This is a genomic window from Streptomyces sp. NPDC051907, from assembly GCF_040681075.1.
In the GTDB taxonomy this organism is placed as follows: Bacteria; Actinomycetota; Actinomycetes; order Streptomycetales; family Streptomycetaceae; genus Streptomyces.
Genome location: NZ_JBFAYB010000136.1, coordinates 1 through 16,365, shown reverse-complemented (window position 1 = coordinate 16,365; position 16,365 = coordinate 1). Strand labels below are relative to the sequence as shown.

The window sequence follows — 16,365 nt, the reverse complement described above, 5'->3', positions numbered from 1 at the left end:
GCTCTGTCCTCAAGCGCCGGACGGGCTGAGATTGCCGGTCCCGACAGCTCGGGGTCCGTCCTCAAGCGCCGGACGGGCTGGATATGCCGGACGGGCTGAAGTTGTCCGGGCGGGCTGGAATGGGGTGCCCTGGCCCCGGCTCGGGGTACGTCCTCAAACGCCGGACGGGCTGGATTTGCCGGGCGGGCTGGGTATGGCTGACGGGGACTGGGGGGGCTAGAACGGGGTTCGGGCCGCCGCAAGGAGTCTGGCCGTGTCGTCTGCGCAGAGTTGGAGTGCCGTGCCCACCGTCGTCAGGACCTCGCGTTCCGCCGGGGTGTACGGGCCGTCCGCCAGGGCGATGCGGGCTCCCTGGGTCAGGATCGACTCGCGGCCCGCCGGGGCCAGGTGGGGGGCCAGGGGCTCCAGGGCCTCGTGGAGTTCGATCGCCAGCGCCGCGCCGTAGGGGCTCGTGTCGGTGACATAGCGGCCCGTGTCCGCCGCGAGCGCCTCGATCAGGGCCGTCAGCTGGTCTTCCGTGCAGTCGTCGAGGCCCGCCGCGCGGACCGTGGAGACCGCCGTCTCGCGGACGGAGCGGGAGGAGGTGCCGCCGGAGGCGAGGACGGCGAGGGCGACCGTGTGCACGGCGTCGCGGAGCATCGCGGAGAAGCGGGAGGTCGTGGGGTGGTCGAGCGCGTCGGTGCCGAAGTGGGCGTGACAGGCCGCGCATTCGACGACCGGCCCCGCCGCGCCCCGCGGCAGCAGCGGGATGCCCAGCAGCGTGAAGCGCCGGCGGCCCGTGCGGCGGCGGTAGTTGCGGTCGCCTCCGCAGGCCGAGCAGAAGAACTCCCCGTCGCCCACCGTGTTCCAGGAGGTATGAACGCCGCAGACCAGCGCTTTTCGACCGAATGGTCCCCGGGCTGGCAGCACGTCGCACCTCCGTAACTCCCCCGCAGCCGTTCGGGCACGGGGTGCCCCCGCGGCAACCCTGCCGCGTTGACGTGATGTTAGCCACATCGATGATGCCGCGTCAGCACCCCGGCGCCAGTACGCCAGGACATGGCCGATTCCTCGCCCTGTGTTCCCGCGGCAACACCCCGTACACACGCCTGCACACGACTGTGCCCCCGGCCGAGGCCGGGGGCACAGTCGGAGGGTTCTAGCGCGCCGCGCGGTTGACGGCCGAGACGACCGCCTTCAGCGAGGCACGTGTGGTGTTGGCGTCGATGCCGATGCCCCACAGCACCTTGCCGTCGATCGCGCACTCGATGTACGACGCGGCCTGCGCGGAGGCGCCCTCGCTCATCGTGTGCTCCTGGTAGTCCAGCAGCCGCGCGTCCACGCCGACCGCGTTCAGCGCCTCGAAGAAGGCGGAGATCGGACCGTTGCCGGAGCCGGCCAGCACGGTGTCGACGCCGTCCACGACCGCCTCGACGGTCAGGGTGTCGATGCCGTCCGTGTCGGTCGTGCTCTGGCCGGAACGCAGCTGGATGCGGCCCCATCGAGCCGCGGCGTCCTCGGAGTTGGGCAGGTACTCGTCCTGGAAGACCGCCCAGATGTCCTTCGGCGTGACCTCGCCGCCCTCGGAGTCCGTCTTCGCCTGGATGATCTTCGAGAACTCGATCTGCATCCGGCGCGGCAGGTCCAGCTTGTGGTCGTTCTTCAGGACATAGGCGATTCCGCCCTTGCCCGACTGCGAGTTGACCCGGATGACCGCCTCGTAGGAGCGGCCGACGTCCTTCGGGTCGATCGGCAGGTACGGCACCGCCCACTCGATCTCGTCGACGGTCCTGCCCTGCGCGGCGGCGTCCGCCTCCAGCGCGTCGAAGCCCTTCTTGATGGCGTCCTGGTGGGAGCCGGAGAAGGCCGTGTAGACCAGATCGCCCGCGTAGGGGTGGCGCGGGTGGATCTCCATCTGGTTGCAGTACTCGCTCGTCCGACGGATCTCGTCGATCTGCGAGAAGTCGATCTGCGGGTCCACGCCCTGCGAGAACAGGTTCATGCCCAGCGTGACCAGATCGACGTTGCCGGTGCGCTCGCCCTGGCCGAACAGGCAGCCCTCGATGCGGTCCGCGCCGGCCATGATCGCCAGCTCGGCCGCGGCGACCGCGGTGCCGCGGTCGTTGTGGGGGTGGACGGACAGGCAGACGTACTCGCGGCGGGACAGGTTGCGGCTCATCCACTCGAAGCGGTCCGCGTGCGTGGAGGGCGTCGAACGCTCCACCGTGGCGGGCAGGTTCAGGATGATCTCGCGGCCCTCCTCGGGCTGCCAGACGTCGCAGACCGCCTCGCAGACCTCCAGGGCGAAGTCCAGCTCGGTGTCGGTGAAGATCTCCGGGCTGTACTGGTAGCCGAAGGTCGTCTCCGGGCCCAGGATCTTCTCGGCGTACTCCATCACCAGCCGCGTGCCGTCCACCGCGATCTGCTTGACCTCCTCCTTCGAGCCGCGGAAGACGACTCGGCGGAAGGTGGGGGCGGTGGCGTTGTACAGGTGCACGGTGGCGCGGTGCGCGCCGCGCAGCGACTCGACGGTGCGCTCGATCAGCTCTTCGCGGGCCTGCGTCAGGACGGAGATCGTCACGTCCTCGGGGATCGCGCCCTCTTCGATGATGGAGCGTACGAACGCGAAGTCGGTGTCGCCCGAGGACGGGAAGCCGACCTCGATCTCCTTGTAGCCCATGCGCACCAGCAGGTCGAACATCTCGCGCTTGCGGGCGGGGCTCATCGGGTCGATCAGGGCCTGGTTGCCGTCGCGCAGGTCGGTGGACAGCCAGCGCGGCGCCTTGGTGATCCGCTGCTCGGGCCAGGTCCGGTCGGGGATGTGCACGGCGTCGTACTGGCCGTACTTGTGGATCGGCATCCCGGAGGGCTTCTGGGCGTGCGTCGCGTTGGTGACGGGCGTGGGGCGCCCGACGGAGGTCTCGGAGACGGTCGCTGCGGGCGTGGACGCTTCAGACATTGCGTGGGGCTCCTCGTGTGTCCGCTGGGACGGCCGACGGTCGAATCACCGCAACACCAGACTCCGCGGGGAGGGGGTCGGCCTCGACTACAGGCCCTCGCCGCGGCAGCTAAGGAGAAGCAGCCCGAAACGCATGATGGAAGGAGCGTAACCGAGGGACGCTATGGCTGGCTGTCCCGTTTCAGTATGCGGGACAGCGGGTCACTGTCCGCCAAACAGTGATGCTTCACTCCATTTCATCAATCATGGTGGCAACTAGTGACAGCGTCATGACCCAGTGCCACATTGCCTGCCATGGACGAACTCCATCCCACTTTCTGCACCATCGTGCCGCCCCATGTCCTCGACAAGCTGGCCCGCGCCGACGACCAAGCCGTCGCGGAGCCGGCCCGCCGGACCCTCGAAGCGGACGCCGCCCAGCGAACCCGGCGTCGGCTGAACACGGTCGCCGGAGTGCGCGCCGCGGCCCTCGCCCCGTCGCGCGCGGCGACCGACCATCCGAAGCGAACCATCTACGACTGCGCCAACGGCACCGACCTGCCGGGCACGAAGGTCCGCTCCGAGGGCGACGACCCGGGCAAGGACGCCACGGTCAACCGCGTGTACGCGGGCCTCGGCGCGACCTTCGAGCTGCTGCTGTCGTCGTACGGGCGCAGCTCGCTCGACGGCGAGGGCCTGCCGCTGAGCGCGAGCGTCCACTACGACGAGAACTACGGAAACGCCTTCTGGGACGGCGAGCAGATGGTCTTCGGCGACGGAGACGGCGAGATCTTCCTCGACTTCTCCATCCCCGTCGACGTCATCGCCCACGAGCTGGCCCACGGTCTGACGCAGTACACCGCGAATCTGAGCTACTTCGGGCAGCCGGGCGCGCTGAACGAGTCGATGTCGGACGTGATCGGCTCGCTGGTCAAGCAGTACACCCTGGACCAGACCGCGGACCAGGCGGACTGGCTGATCGGGGCGGGGCTGCTGGCGCCGCGGGTCACCGGGGTGGCCCTGCGCTCGATGAAGGAGCCGGGGACGGCGTACGACGACGACGTGCTCGGCAAGGACCCGCAGCCCGGCACGATGGACGACTACGTCCACACCGGCCGGGACAACGGCGGCGTCCACATCAACTCCGGCATCCCCAACCACGCCTTCTACCTGCTCGCCACCCAGCTGGGCGGCAAGTCCTGGGAGCGGGCCGGGCAGATCTGGTTCGACGCGCTCACCGGCGGCCGGCTGGCGGTCGACGCGGACTTCGCCGCCTTCGCCCGGGCGACGGTCGCGGCGGCGCGGGAGCGGTACGGCGACGGGGAGGCGCACGAGGCGGTGCTGAAGGCGTGGTCGCAGGTCGGGGTGCCGACGGCGTGAGGCCGGTGCGGCCGACCGGACGAGCGTCTGGGTGAGCGACCGGACGACTGGCCGGACGGCTGACCGGGTGAGCGGCCGGGGCTGTCGCGGCCGCGCAGGTCGGCTGATGTGAGGGCGGGGCGATGGGCGGGCGGCCACGGGCGACCGGGAGGCGGCCCGCTATCGCCCCGGCCCGTTTCGTATTAGAACGGGACCCATGCGTATCCAAGTAAGGCGTACGGGAGGATTCGCCGGCATCGAGCGCTTCGCGGAGGTGGACACCGCGGGCCGCGGCGACGCGGGCGAGTGGCATGCCCTGGCCGAGCAGGCGGTGGCCGACTCCCGGCAGACCCCGCCGATCGGCGTGCCGGACGGGTTCAGCTACCAGATCACGGTGGACGGGAAGACGGTCTACTGCTCGGATCCACGGCTGTCCGAGGCGCAGCGGAAGCTGATCTCGCAGGTCCTCAAGGAAGGCTCCTGAGGGCTCCCGACGGGCCTCGGGGACGCGGTACGGCGCTCCCGAGGATCGCCTCCGGTCCATGCGGGACGGCGGCCCGGTCCCCCGCCCGGACCAACGGCGGGGATTCGAGGTCGGGGCGCCGAGCCGGAGCCGGCGGCCGGAGTTCGAACAGAGCCGGGCCGACCGCCGAGGCTCGCGTCAGAGCCAGGCCCACCGGCCCGCCCCCGCGCTTCGTTCAGAAGCCGAGCTTGCGCAGCTGCTTGGGGTCCCGCTGCCAGTCCTTGGCGACCTTCACATGGAGGTCCAGGAAGACCGGCGTGCCCAGCAGCGCCTCGATGTGCTTGCGGGACTTGGTGCCGACCTCTTTGAGGCGCTTGCCCTTCGGGCCGATGATGATGCCCTTCTGGCTGGGGCGCTCGATGTAGACGTTCGCGTGGATGTCCAGCAGCGGCTTGTCCGCCGGGCGGTCCTCGCGCGGCAGCATCTCCTCGACGACGACCGCGATCGAGTGCGGCAGCTCGTCCCGCACGCCCTCCAGCGCCGCCTCGCGGATCAGCTCCGCGACCATGACCTGCTCCGGCTCGTCCGTGAGGTCGCCCTCCGGGTACAGCGGCGGGCTCTCCGGCAGCAGCGGGATCAGCAGGTCCGCGACCAGCTGGACCTGCTTGTCGCCGACCGCCGAGACCGGCACGATCTGCGCCCACTCCATGCCCAGCTCCTTGCCGAGCTGGTCGATCGCGATCAGCTGCTCGGCGAGGGTCTTGGAGTCCACGAGGTCGGTCTTGGTGACGATCGCGACCTTCGGGGTCTTCTTGATCCCGGCGAGCTCCTTGGCGATGTACCGGTCGCCGGGGCCGAGCTTCTGGTCGGCGGGCAGGCAGAAGCCGATGACGTCGACCTCGGCCCAGGTGGTGCGCACGACGTCGTTGAGGCGCTCGCCGAGGAGCGTGCGCGGCTTGTGGAGCCCGGGGGTGTCCACCAGGATCAGCTGCGCGTTCATGTCCGGGCGGTGCACGATGCCGCGCACGGTGTGCCGGGTGGTCTGCGGCCGGTTGGAGGTGATCGCCACCTTCTGGCCGACCAGAGCGTTCGTGAGGGTGGACTTGCCCGCGTTGGGACGGCCCACGAAACAGGCGAAGCCCGCCCGGTGGGCGGTGTTGTTCTCTTCAGTACGAGCGCTCATGGGGGCCATTGTCCCTGATCTCAGGCGTCCCGGAGCACGCGCTCCCTCCGGCGTCTCGCCTTGGCCCACACCCCCGTCCCCACGAGGGCCGCCAGCAGGACCGCGGCGACCAGCCAGGGCAGTGCGAAGAAGGACGCCGTGGCCGACTCCCGCACGTCCTGCGCGGTCGCCGTCAGCCGTACTTCGCCCCATTCGAGCTGGGGCGCGCCCGCCCAGCGCTCGGTGAGCCGGATGCGCTGGCGCGGCAGCAGCTCCGAGGGGACCTTCGTCAGATCGCGGGCGAGCAGATCGCGCCCGAACAGGCCCTCCGCCGTGAGCGCGACCTTGGGGTTGAGCGTGACGTTGCCCCGGTTGTACAGGGTGTACGAGATCAGAGCACTGCTCTCGCCGGTGCCGGGCACCAGGGGCTTGCTGTGGTCGAGCTCGACGTCCTCGACGGAGAGGGCGGGCACGGTGGGGCCGTTCACCCGCAGATAGACCCGCGCCCCGACCGCCTGCTGCACCCCGACGGCGACCGACCCGGAGCCCGCGTCGATCCGCTCGTCGAGGGCGACGATCGCCCCGGGGTGGTCGCCGGGCTCGGCGCCCTCGGGGACGGTGAGGGTGTAGGGGACGGTGATCGAGCGGTGCGGGGGCACGGTCACCTTGTCGCGGTCCGGCTTGGCCCACGCGCCGACGCCGCGCTGCTGCTCCTGGCGGGTGCGGACGGCGAAGCCGCCGTCCCGCTCGGTGTTGTACGCGTCGGCCGCGTAGAGCCGGAAGGTCAGCGGGGCGGCCGTCTTGTTGCTGACGGTGACCTGGTCGGTCAGCGTCGTGCCGGGGTCGGCGGAGAGGTAGAAGTAGGGCCGCCTGCCCAGCTCGGAGGAGGCGGGGTAGACGGACCAGTTGCCGTTGTCGGCGGCGTGGGCGGCCGCTCCCCCGTATCCCTGCGGCAGCACGGCCAGGAGCAGGGTCCAGGACAGGGCGAGGGCGGCCATGAGCAGGCTTCGGCGCCTGTGCGGAGTGTGGTGCGGTCGGCGCATGAAGACCCCTGGGACGAGGCGGGCCGACCGGGTGCGCGCCCGGCCCGCCGTGCTTGTCGTGCGCTGTTGACTGCTGAAACCGCTGGACTGCGTGAACTGCCGGACGCCTGGACTGCTGGCCTGCTGGCCGCGGTCCTCGTCGTACGGCCTGGTGCTCGTCGTACGGCCAGGTGCTCAGCCGTGCGGCCTGGCGCCGGGCGTCAGGTGAGCGTGAGCGTCAGCACGCCGGAGTACGCGCCGGGCGCGGTGAACGCCGGAACGTCCAGCGAGACCTTCGCGTCCACCGTGAACTCGCCGCCGGTGACCGCCCCGTTCGGGGTGGAGGCGAGCGTCGCGCCCGCTGTGCCGACCGGTCCCGCGGAACCGGCGGCGCAGGTGCTGGGGCTGCCCTGCTTGGTCGTGCACGCCGGCGTCCAGCCGAGCCTGCCGGCGTCGATCTTGCCGCCGGGCCCGGTGAAGTCGGTGACCTTGCCGGTCAGGGACCAGCCCGCGGGGCCGCCGCGGAAGTCCTTGACCGTCACCGTCTTCAGATCGCCGGTCGCCGCCCCGCCCTTGCCGAAGTCGACCGCCGACATCGCGACGGCGTCGCCGGCCTGGGACATGGAGAGCGTGCCGGCCGCGACCGAGGCGGTCAGCTTCTGGCTGTTCTCGGGCAGCGGGGTGTCGTCGATCACGGTGTACGCCCCGGGGCCCGCGCCCTTGTCGTCGGACCAGGCGGCGCCCTCGTACGCGACGATGCCGGTGGTCGCCTTGTCCTCGACCTTGAGCCGCGCGGTGAAGCTGCCGTTGGCGTCGGCCTTGACGGTCGTCTTGTCCGCCGTCTCGGCCGCTCCGGCCCGTCCGACGACGGTGACGTCGGCGAGCGGGGTGAACTTCGCGCCGGTGACGGTGACCTGGTCGCCCGGCTTGCCCGACGCCGTCGCGAGCTGGATGGCGCGGTCGTTGGCCCCGGGCTGGGCCGTGGCGACGACCGTCTCGGAGACGGGCGCGGGCGGAGTGATGACGGTGCAGGGCGTGTCCAGCTCCATGATGTAGCTGGTGTGGATGTTGTAGTCGCCCGGCGAGAGGGTGATCGAGCCGGGCGTGGTGACCGTGAACGTGCCGGTCATCGAGAACGAGGGGAACGCTCCCTTGCCCGGGACGGGCGGGTTCTTCTTCGGGCCGGTCACCGTGACGCTGCCGGGCTGCGCGCCGCCGAGGGTCACCTTGCCGGTGGGCGTCATGATGTCGGCCGGCAGCGCGAGGTCGACGGGGTTGCTGGCGGCGGGCTTGACGACGGTGTACGTGACCGTGACGGTGTCGCCGACCTTGGCCGCGGCCTTGTCGACGGTGATCTCCGCGGTCGTGGTGCCGGTGATGGGCGGTATGCCGGCGATGGGCGGCGGCACACAGCGGGTGGCGAAGTCCACCGGCGTGGAGGCGGCGGTCGCGGCGTGTGCGGGCGCGGCGAGCGACGCCGTGCCCACGGCCAGGGCGAGGGCCCCCAGCGCGGCGGTCCACCGTCGCCTGCGGCCGGCGGACCCATGGGGTCTTCGGGCGACTGGAATCATGATTGCCCCTTCTCATGAGTGCGGACGCGGCGGCTCTTCCGCGGCGGCAGGGGGCCATTGACGGCCGGGGGCGATGAGAAGTCAATGCCATCGAAAAGCACTGTCTGATGACCCATCAGATACTGTCAAGATCCGCGTTTCCGCAGGCCAAAAGGGGAACCGGCGCCACCGCAAAGGTGACGCCGGTCGGTGTCAGACTCATGGATCGCCCGGGGGCGTCAGAGGCCTCGGCGGCCTCGGGCGGAGGCGAGGGGCCCCGGCGACTTCGCGGCGGCCGCCTCACAGCTCACTGCGGCGCCGACGACCGTCGTCGACGGAGCGGGCGCGTCGACGACGGCCGCTCAGCCTGCGGGCGTCGAGGGCGTCAGCCCGCGGGCGTCGAGGACTTGAGCGCGCCGTCCGGGCCGGCCAGCAGGATCACCGCGGCGTCGCCGCCCAGGTCCCGCACCGCCGCGCGGTCCGGCGCCGACGGCTCGTCCGCCTCGGAGACCAGCGCGGCCGCCTCCAGCGACTGCGCGCCGCTCGCGACCGCCATGGCGACCGCCGTCTGCAGGGCGCTGAGCTTGAGCGAGTCCAGGGCCACGGTCCCGGCGACGTACGTACGCCCCGTCTCGTCCCGTACGGCCGCGCCCTCGGGCACGGCGTTGCGGGCGCGAGCGCTGCGCGCCAGGGTGATGATCTTGCGGTCCTCGGGCCCGAGGTCGGTGCTCTGCGTCATGCCCCGAGGATAGTTCGGCCCGGGAACGCGAAAGGGCGGAGGCCCCGCACGGGGGCCTCCGCCTTTTCGATGCGTCTTCGCGCTCGCGAGCATCCTCGCGAGCACTGAGGTCTACGCGGGCGCCGCGGGTCTCCCGCGGGCGCCGTGGCGAGCCGGTCCGTCGAGCCGACCGACGCAGTCGAGCTGACCGTCGTCGAGCCGACCGAAGTACGTCGAGCCGGCCGCAGCCGTCTCAGCGAACCGGCTCACCGGGGCGAGCCAGGCGACCGAGGTCAGCTGGAGGCACCCTTGACGAGCTTGTCGCCGGCGCGCTTGGCGATGTCGGCGAAGATCGTGTCGCCCTTCGGGTCCTCGCCCGGGATGAACGCGGAGCGCGAGATGCCGGAGCCCTGGCGGGCGACCAGCAGGTCGACCTTGACCTCCACGTCCAGCTCGGCGATCTTCATCGTCATACGGAAGGCGTGCGACTCCTCGGCGACCTTCGGAGCGGCCGGCAGCTTCGCGATCGCGATGTCGGTCTTCTCGCCGTCCGAGGTGAAGGTGACGGTGGTGCACTTGTCGAGCGCGTCGCCGACGGCCTTGGTGTAGTCGGCCGCGCCGTTGCCGTCGAAGGTGAAGGCGTGCGTGCTCAGCGCGGTGGCGGTGCCCTCGGTGACGAAGTCCGCGGACTTGCCCATCGTGGCGCCGTCGATCTTGCCGGACATCATGCCCGCGATCGGCTGGCACTCGGGCTTGCTCGCCTTGGGCGCCGGCTCGGTGTCGTCGGTCGCCTTCTCGGCCTTCCAGCCCTTCGGCAGGTCCTTGACCTCGAGGGTCGAGGCCTGGAGCTGCGCGGCGGTCAGCGCCTTGAGCGCCGGCTTCTCCGCGGCCTCGCCCTTGCCCTTGTCGTCGCCCTTGGCGGAGGACGAGGACTTCTTCTCGTCGTCGCCGCCACAGGCCACCGCGGTGAGGCAGAGCGCGGACGCGGTGAGTGCGGCGGCAACGCCGCGGCGCATACGGGTACGCATGAGGTTGGTACTCCCCTAAATCGAACTAAGCATGGGGAGCTTCCCCCCTCCCCTGTGACGGGCAGAGAATACACAGATTCCGCGGATTCCCCGCACTGGCATTCGGGCCGCCGGAGCCCGGGCCGCCCGCCGGGGCGGTGACAGGGGCTCAGACGCCCGCGCACCGAGCCCGCCAGGCGGCCCGCACAGCCCCTCAGTCCGCGTCCCGGCGCTCCAGCCTGGGCTTCTGTGCCTCCGGCGGCTGCGGAACCGCCGGCTCCGCCAGGACGGTCACAATCTTGTTCCGGCGGCCCGCCGGGGACTCCGCCGTCAGGCGCAGGGCGCGGCCGTCGGGGAGGTCCACCACGGCGGAGGCGCCCGCGATGGGCACCCGGCCCAGCGCCTTGGCGAGGAGGCCGCCGACCGTCTCCACGTCCTCGTCGTCGAGCTCGTCCAGGCCGTAGAGCTCGCCGAGGTCGCCGATGTCGAGGCGCGCGGTCACCCGGAAGCGGTCTCCGTCCAGCTCCTGGACCGGGGGCAGTTCACGGTCGTACTCGTCGGTGATCTCGCCGACGATCTCCTCCAGGATGTCCTCGATCGTCACGATCCCGGCCGTGCCGCCGTACTCGTCGATCACCACCGCGACGTGGTTGCGCTTCTGCTGCATCTCGCGCAGCAGATCGCCCGCGTTCTTCGTGTCGGGCACGAACACCGCGGGCCGTATCGCGGTGGAGACCAGGTCCGCCTCCGCGTCGCGGTTGATGTGCGTCTTGCGGACGAGGTCCTTGAGATACACGATGCCGACGATGTCGTCCTCGTTCTCGCCGGTCACCGGGATGCGCGAGAAACCCGAGCGCAGCGCCAGCGTCAGCGCCTGCCGGACCGTCTTGTACCGCTCGATGCAGACCAGGTCGGTGCGCGGCACCATCACCTCGCGCACCAGGGTGTCGCCGAGCTCGAAGACCGAGTGGACCATGCGCCGTTCGTCGTCCTCGATCAGCGACTCCTGCTCGGCGAGGTCGACCATCGCCCGCAGCTCCGCCTCGCTCGCGAACGGCCCCTTGCGGAAGCCCTTTCCGGGAGTGAGCGCGTTGCCCAGCAGGATCAGCAGCTGCGGGATCGGGCCCATGATCCGGGCCAGCGGCAGCAGGACGTACGCCGAAGCCGTCGCCGTGTTCAGGGGGTGCTGACGGCCGATGGTGCGCGGCGACACGCCGACGGCGACGTACGACACGAGCACCATCACCGCGATGGCGACCAGCAGGGCCGCCCAAGTCTCCTGGAACTCCTCCAGGCAGGCGTACGTCACCAGCACGCCCGCCGCCATCTCGCAGGACACCCGCACCAGCAGGGCGACGTTGAGATAGCGGGTCGGGTCGGCGGCGACCTGCTCCAGCTTGGCGCCGCCCCGACGGCCGGAGCGCACGGCCTCGGCGGCGCGGAAGCTGGAGACGCGGGCGATGCCCGCCTCCGCGCACGCCGCCAGCCAGGCGACGACGACCAGCAGGACCGCGCCGAAGATCAGTTGGGCGGTCATGAGACGGTCGGCGCCGGGGACGGACCGCTCAGGCCCCTCTCCGCCCGCCAGCCGTCGACGATCGCGGCCTGGAGCCCGAACATCTCGGCTTTCTCGTCCGGCTCCTCATGGTCGTACCCCAGCAGATGCAGCACCCCATGGACCGTCAGAAGCTGGAGCTCCTCGTCCATGGAGTGCTGCGTCGGGGCCTCTTCGCCCTGCTTCTTCGCCACTTCGGGGCAGAGCACGATGTCGCCGAGGAGCCCCTGCGGGGGCTCCTCGGCGTCCTTGACCGGCGGACGCAGCTCGTCCATCGGGAAGGACATGACATCCGTCGGACCGGGCAGGTCCATCCACTGGATGTGCAGCTGCTCCATGGCCTCTTCGTCCACGACGATCACCGAGAGCTCGGAGAGCGGGTGGATGCGCATCCGCGCGAGCGCATAGCGGGCGACCTCGAGGATCGCCTGCTCGTCGACCTCGGTTCCGGACTCGTTGTTGACGTCGATCGACATGGCGCGCTGTGACTACTTCCCGTTTTGACCGTTTTGACCGTCGTACTTCTCGTACGCGTCGACGATACGGCCGACGAGCTTGTGCCGGACGACATCCTGGCTCGTGAGCCGGGAGAAGTGGACGTCCTCGACGCCCTCCAGGATGCCCTGGACCTGGCGCAGCCCGCTCTTGGTCCCGCCCGGCAGGTCGACCTGGGTGACGTCGCCGGTGACGACGATCTTCGAGTCGAAGCCGAGACGGGTCAGGAACATCTTCATCTGCTCGGCGCTGGTGTTCTGCGCCTCGTCGAGGATGATGAACGCGTCGTTGAGCGTGCGGCCGCGCATATAGGCCAGCGGCGCGACCTCTATCGTGCCCGCGGCCATCAGACGCGGGATCGAGTCGGGGTCGACCATGTCGTGCAGCGCGTCGTACAGCGGACGCAGATACGGGTCGATCTTCTCGTAGAGCGTGCCCGGCAGGAAGCCGAGGCGCTCGCCCGCCTCGACCGCGGGACGGGTCAGGATGATGCGGTTGACCTGCTTGGACTGCAGGGCCTGCACCGCCTTGGCCATGGCCAGATAGGTCTTGCCGGTGCCCGCGGGGCCGATGCCGAAGACGATCGTGTGCTTGTCGATCGCGTCGACGTACCGCTTCTGGTTGAGCGTCTTGGGGCGGATGGTGCGGCCACGGGAGGAGAGGATGTTCTGGGTGAGCACCTCCGCCGGAGTCTCGGTCCCGGCGTCTGCCTGGCCGTTCGCCCTGAGCATGGCGATCGAGCGTTCCACCGCGTCCTCCGTCATCGGCTGCCCGGTGCGGAGCACGAGCATCATCTCGTCGAACAGGCGTTGGATCAGCGCGACGTCCGTCGCATCGCCGACCGCGCTCACCTGATTGCCCCGGACATGGATGTCGGCCGCCGGGAAGGCCTTCTCGATCACGCGCAGGAGGGCGTCACCCGAACCCAGGATCGTCACCATCGGATGCTTGGCGGGGACGGTGAAGTGGGCTCGCGCCTGCCCCGGCGCGGGGGTCTGGGCTGTGGGTGTCTGAGTCATGGGCCGGCTCTCTGGCCTGCACATACCTCCCGTTGCAGGGTTCTCGCTGCTCGACAACCTCTGGGACACCAGCGTACGACCTGGCAGTGACAAGACCGAAGGCTTTTCCGCGGGAGGGCCGGCGGGGGGCCCGCGACAGACCTGGCGACCTGGCGTGAGGCGGGCCTGAGGCAGACCGGCGGCGGGGCCTGAGGCCGGGCCCGAGGCAGACCGGCGGCCCGGCCGGAGCGCTCACGGGGAGCGCCCGGACGCTCAGGCGGAGCGGCCGAAGCCGATGGTCGGCACGGCCCTGGGCAGGGGCCAGGCGCGGCTCGGCGCGGGCAGCAGCGACTCCAGGAAGGCGTACCGGCGCAGGGCGGCCGGGTCCTGCTGGTCGCAGCCCTGCACGTACTGCCACCAGGCCGCGATCTCCGACCAGCCCGGCGCGGAGAGCGAGCCGCCGAACTCCTGCACCGAGAGCGCGGCGGTCAGCCCGGCGAAGGCGAGCCGGTCGGCGAGCGGCCAGCCGGCGAGCGTGCCGGTGACGAAGCCCGCCACGAACACGTCCCCGGCCCCGGTCGGGTCCAGCGCCTCCACCTCGATGGCCGGGACCTGCGCGCTCTCGCCGGTGGCGCCGTCCACGGCGTACGCGCCCTCGGCGCCCAGGGTCACCACGGCGACGGGGACCTTCTCGGTCAGGGCGCGGGCGGCGGCGCGCGGGCAGTCGGTGCGGGTGTAGCGCATGGCCTCCTCGGCGTTGGGGAGGAAGGCCTCGCAGTGCTCGAGGTCGGCGAGGTCGTGCGGGTCCCAGCGGCCGGACTCGTCCCAGCCGACGTCGGCGAAGACGCGGGCCCCCTTGCGGGCGGCCTGCCCGATCCACTCGGCGCGCCCCGGCTGGAGCGAGGCGATGGCGGCGCGGGCGGGCGGCGGGCAGTCGGGGGCGGGCTCGGTGGGCGGGGCCTCGTGGCCGTGGGAGACCATCGTGCGCTCGCCCTCGTACGCCATGGAGACGGTGACCGGGGAGTGCCAGCCGGGCACTGTGCGGGAGAAGGACAGGTCGATGCCCTCGCCCTGTTCGAGGGCGTCCCAGCAGTACTCGCCGTAGTGGTCGTCGCCGAACGCGGCGGCGAGCGAGGTCCGCAGGCCGAGCCGGGCGAGGGCGGTGGCCATGTTGGCGACCCCGCCGGGGCTGGACCCCATGCCGCGGGCCCAGGACTCGGTGCCGCGGACGGGGGCGGAGTCGAGGCCGGTGAAGATGATGTCGAGGAAGACGTTCCCGGTGAGGTAGACGTCGCAGTCCGGATCGTCCGGGGCGCGCAGAGCCGCGAGGGGGTCCAGGCAGGCGGCGTGCTCTGGTCGCTCACCGTTTCGAGTGATCACCGTGCGCTCCCGTACGTGGTGCAGGTCAGGCCAGTGTGCCTGATGACGGGGGCGAGGGGGGCGACTCACGGCCTCCCGGCGCCCGCCGCCCTCGCCGGCGGCCAAGGCGCGCGCCGGGCCGGCCCGCCCGTACCCCTCTCAGCAGCGCAGATCTCGCCAGCGCGGAAGGGGTGGCGCTCACCAGCGCGGGAGCGCCGGCGCGGTCCACTGCTCGTACCCCTTCGCCTTCCGCATCGCCGCTGCGTCGTCGCGGTCGCGCATCGTGCCGTCGTCGTCCAGCCAGCGGCGGTGCAGCGCGGCCAGCCTGTCGCGGTCGAGCGCCACGCCCAGTCCGGGCGCGTCAGGGACCCTTAGCGATCCCTCGCTGAAGACATGGCGGGCGGTGATCACGTCGTCGGTCTGCCACGGGTAGTGGCTGTCGCAGGCGTAGTCCAGGTTGGGGACGGTCGCCGCGACATGGGTCATCGCGGCGAGGCTGATGCCCATATGGGTGTTGGAGTGCATGGACAGGCCGACCCCGAACGCGCGGCAGATCGCGGCGAGTTCGCGGGTGTTGCGCAGCCCTCCCCAGTAGTGGTGGTCGCCGAGGACCACCTGGACCGCGTCCTTCAGGAAGGCCTCGCGGATCTCCGGGAAGGCGGTCACGCACATGTTGGTGGCGAGGGGGACGTCCGTGCCCGCGGAGACCTCGGCCATGGCGGCGGTCCCGGGCGCGGGGTCCTCCAGCTACTCCAGCACGTCCGCCAGCTCGCGGGCGACTCGCAGCGAAGTCTCGGCCGTCCAGCCGCCGTTGGGGTCGAGCCGCAGCGGACGCCCGGGGAACGCCTCGGCCAGCGCCCTGATCGCGGCGACGTCCCGCGCGGGCTCGAAGGCGCCGCCCTTGAGCTTGAAGGACCTAAAGCCGTGCTCGCGCACGAGGCGCCGCGCCTGGGCCACGATCCCCGCCGGGTCGAGGGCCTCGCCCCAGTCGTCCCGCTCACCGCCCTCGGGGTGCTCGGCCCAGCGGTAGAAGAGATACGCGCTGTACTCGACCCGGTCGCGGACCTTCCCGCCGAGGAGGGCGTGGACGGGCTGTCCGTACGTCTGGCCCAGCGCGTCCAGGCACGCCACCTCGAAGGCGGAGACGACGGAGAGCCGCAGCTTGTCGGCGGTCTGGGCACCGCGCAGCCCGCCGACGTCGAGGGCGCCGTCGACCCGCTCTGCGGCGATGCCGATCCGCTCGGCGAGCTCGAACAGTCCGTTGACCTCGGCGACGGACCGCCCCGGCAGCAGCTCGGCGTACGGCCGCGCCAGCTCCAGGTACTTCGTGTCGCCGTAGGTCTCGCCGACGCCCGTGACCCCGCCCGCGGTGTCGACCTCGACGACCAGACGCGGGGTGTACGGCTGGTGCACGCCCTGCACGTTGAGCAGCGGCGGGTCGCTGACGAGGACGGGCGTGAGCCGTACGTCGAGGATGGCGAGGCTGCGCATGCTGTCTCGCCTACAGAGATGACGTACATGTACGAGATTGCAGGTTCGCCGGACGGGCTGGCGAATCCAGCCCCGCCGGCGTTTGAGGCGCGGGGTCCGGGGCGGAGCCCCGCGGGCCGCCCGCACAAGGCACGTCACCGTCGCCCCGGGGGGCTACGCCCCCGTACGCCCTACGGGCGTGTCCTCAATCGCCGGACGGGCTGAGTTTCCCCGGACGGAGCCGCACACAATCAGCCCCGCCGGCGATTGAGGCGCAAACCAAGCCCCGC

The 16,365-nt window shown here is 71.4% G+C and carries 13 protein-coding genes and 1 pseudogene; 2 read left to right on the top strand and 12 right to left on the bottom strand.

Annotation, left to right across the window (positions count from 1 at the left end; translation table 11 throughout):
* Positions 1-216 precede the first annotated feature (216 nt).
* Both AB0M39_RS38405 and leuA read right to left on the bottom strand, forming a co-directional pair.
* Complete coding sequence (locus AB0M39_RS38405) at positions 217-909, bottom strand: TerB family tellurite resistance protein (protein ID WP_365372732.1); 693 nt, start codon at positions 907-909, stop codon at positions 217-219.
* Positions 910-1,138: 229 nt separating this feature from the next.
* Positions 1,139-2,938, bottom strand: coding sequence for a 2-isopropylmalate synthase (gene leuA, locus AB0M39_RS38400; RefSeq protein ID WP_365372729.1), 1,800 nt, complete (start codon positions 2,936-2,938; stop codon positions 1,139-1,141).
* Positions 2,939-3,232: 294 nt separating this feature from the next.
* Here leuA and AB0M39_RS38395 point away from each other — a divergent pair, with 294 nt between their 5' ends.
* Both AB0M39_RS38395 and AB0M39_RS38390 read left to right on the top strand, forming a co-directional pair.
* Positions 3,233-4,297: a M4 family metallopeptidase gene (locus AB0M39_RS38395; RefSeq protein WP_365372726.1), complete on the top strand. Its 1,065-nt coding sequence runs from the start codon at positions 3,233-3,235 to the stop codon at positions 4,295-4,297.
* Between the two features lie 196 nt (positions 4,298-4,493).
* A complete protein-coding gene (locus tag AB0M39_RS38390) occupies positions 4,494-4,760 on the top strand; it encodes a protealysin inhibitor emfourin (RefSeq protein WP_365372723.1) in 267 nt (88 codons plus the stop codon).
* 214 nt (positions 4,761-4,974) lie between these two features.
* Here the strand turns inward: AB0M39_RS38390 and era are convergent, their stop codons facing one another.
* From era to AB0M39_RS38340, 10 genes and pseudogenes are all read right to left on the bottom strand, one after another.
* Positions 4,975-5,922, bottom strand: a complete 948-nt coding sequence (era, locus tag AB0M39_RS38385) for a GTPase Era (protein ID WP_365372720.1) — start codon at positions 5,920-5,922, stop codon at positions 4,975-4,977.
* 20 nt (positions 5,923-5,942) lie between these two features.
* Positions 5,943-6,899 (bottom strand): DUF916 domain-containing protein, encoded by a 957-nt coding sequence (locus AB0M39_RS38380; RefSeq protein WP_365372717.1) that lies wholly within the window; start codon positions 6,897-6,899, stop codon positions 5,943-5,945.
* Positions 6,900-7,144: 245 nt separating this feature from the next.
* On the bottom strand, positions 7,145-8,494 hold the full coding sequence (locus tag AB0M39_RS38375; protein WP_365372715.1) for a beta-xylosidase: 1,350 nt from the start codon (positions 8,492-8,494) through the stop codon (positions 7,145-7,147).
* Positions 8,495-8,858: 364 nt separating this feature from the next.
* A complete protein-coding gene (locus tag AB0M39_RS38370) occupies positions 8,859-9,212 on the bottom strand; it encodes a cytidine deaminase (RefSeq protein ID WP_365372713.1) in 354 nt (117 codons plus the stop codon).
* A gap of 272 nt (positions 9,213-9,484) precedes the next feature.
* Positions 9,485-10,219, bottom strand: a complete 735-nt coding sequence (locus AB0M39_RS38365; protein WP_365372710.1) for a hypothetical protein — start codon at positions 10,217-10,219, stop codon at positions 9,485-9,487.
* Between the two features lie 193 nt (positions 10,220-10,412).
* Positions 10,413-11,735, bottom strand: a complete 1,323-nt coding sequence (locus AB0M39_RS38360; RefSeq protein WP_365372707.1) for a hemolysin family protein — start codon at positions 11,733-11,735, stop codon at positions 10,413-10,415.
* Positions 11,732-12,229: an rRNA maturation RNase YbeY gene (gene ybeY / locus AB0M39_RS38355; protein WP_365372703.1), complete on the bottom strand. Its 498-nt coding sequence runs from the start codon at positions 12,227-12,229 to the stop codon at positions 11,732-11,734. The genes AB0M39_RS38360 and ybeY overlap by 4 nt, the downstream gene beginning before the upstream one ends.
* Before the next feature lie 12 nt (positions 12,230-12,241).
* Positions 12,242-13,267 (bottom strand): PhoH family protein, encoded by a 1,026-nt coding sequence (locus AB0M39_RS38350; protein ID WP_365372701.1) that lies wholly within the window; start codon positions 13,265-13,267, stop codon positions 12,242-12,244.
* A gap of 252 nt (positions 13,268-13,519) precedes the next feature.
* Entirely contained in the window at positions 13,520-14,626 is a 1,107-nt protein-coding gene (locus tag AB0M39_RS38345) for a PfkB family carbohydrate kinase (protein WP_365372698.1), read from the bottom strand.
* 177 nt (positions 14,627-14,803) lie between these two features.
* A pseudogene (locus AB0M39_RS38340) lies at positions 14,804-16,096 on the bottom strand (glucarate dehydratase family protein).
* Between the last annotated feature and the right edge of the window lie 269 nt (positions 16,097-16,365).

Coding starts and splice junctions, on each gene's coding strand:
- AB0M39_RS38370 (WP_365372713.1), bottom strand. CDS start 9,212: ATGACGCAGAGCACCGACCTCGGGCCCGAGGACCGCAAGATCATCACC.
- AB0M39_RS38375 (WP_365372715.1), bottom strand. CDS start 8,494: ATGATTCCAGTCGCCCGAAGACCCCATGGGTCCGCCGGCCGCAGGCGA.
- AB0M39_RS38360 (WP_365372707.1), bottom strand. CDS start 11,735: ATGACCGCCCAACTGATCTTCGGCGCGGTCCTGCTGGTCGTCGTCGCC.
- AB0M39_RS38380 (WP_365372717.1), bottom strand. CDS start 6,899: ATGGCCGCCCTCGCCCTGTCCTGGACCCTGCTCCTGGCCGTGCTGCCG.
- AB0M39_RS38350 (WP_365372701.1), bottom strand. CDS start 13,267: ATGACTCAGACACCCACAGCCCAGACCCCCGCGCCGGGGCAGGCGCGA.
- AB0M39_RS38365 (WP_365372710.1), bottom strand. CDS start 10,219: ATGCGTACCCGTATGCGCCGCGGCGTTGCCGCCGCACTCACCGCGTCC.
- ybeY (WP_365372703.1), bottom strand. CDS start 12,229: ATGTCGATCGACGTCAACAACGAGTCCGGAACCGAGGTCGACGAGCAG.
- AB0M39_RS38395 (WP_365372726.1), top strand. CDS start 3,233: ATGGACGAACTCCATCCCACTTTCTGCACCATCGTGCCGCCCCATGTC.
- era (WP_365372720.1), bottom strand. CDS start 5,922: ATGAGCGCTCGTACTGAAGAGAACAACACCGCCCACCGGGCGGGCTTC.
- leuA (WP_365372729.1), bottom strand. CDS start 2,938: ATGTCTGAAGCGTCCACGCCCGCAGCGACCGTCTCCGAGACCTCCGTC.
- AB0M39_RS38390 (WP_365372723.1), top strand. CDS start 4,494: ATGCGTATCCAAGTAAGGCGTACGGGAGGATTCGCCGGCATCGAGCGC.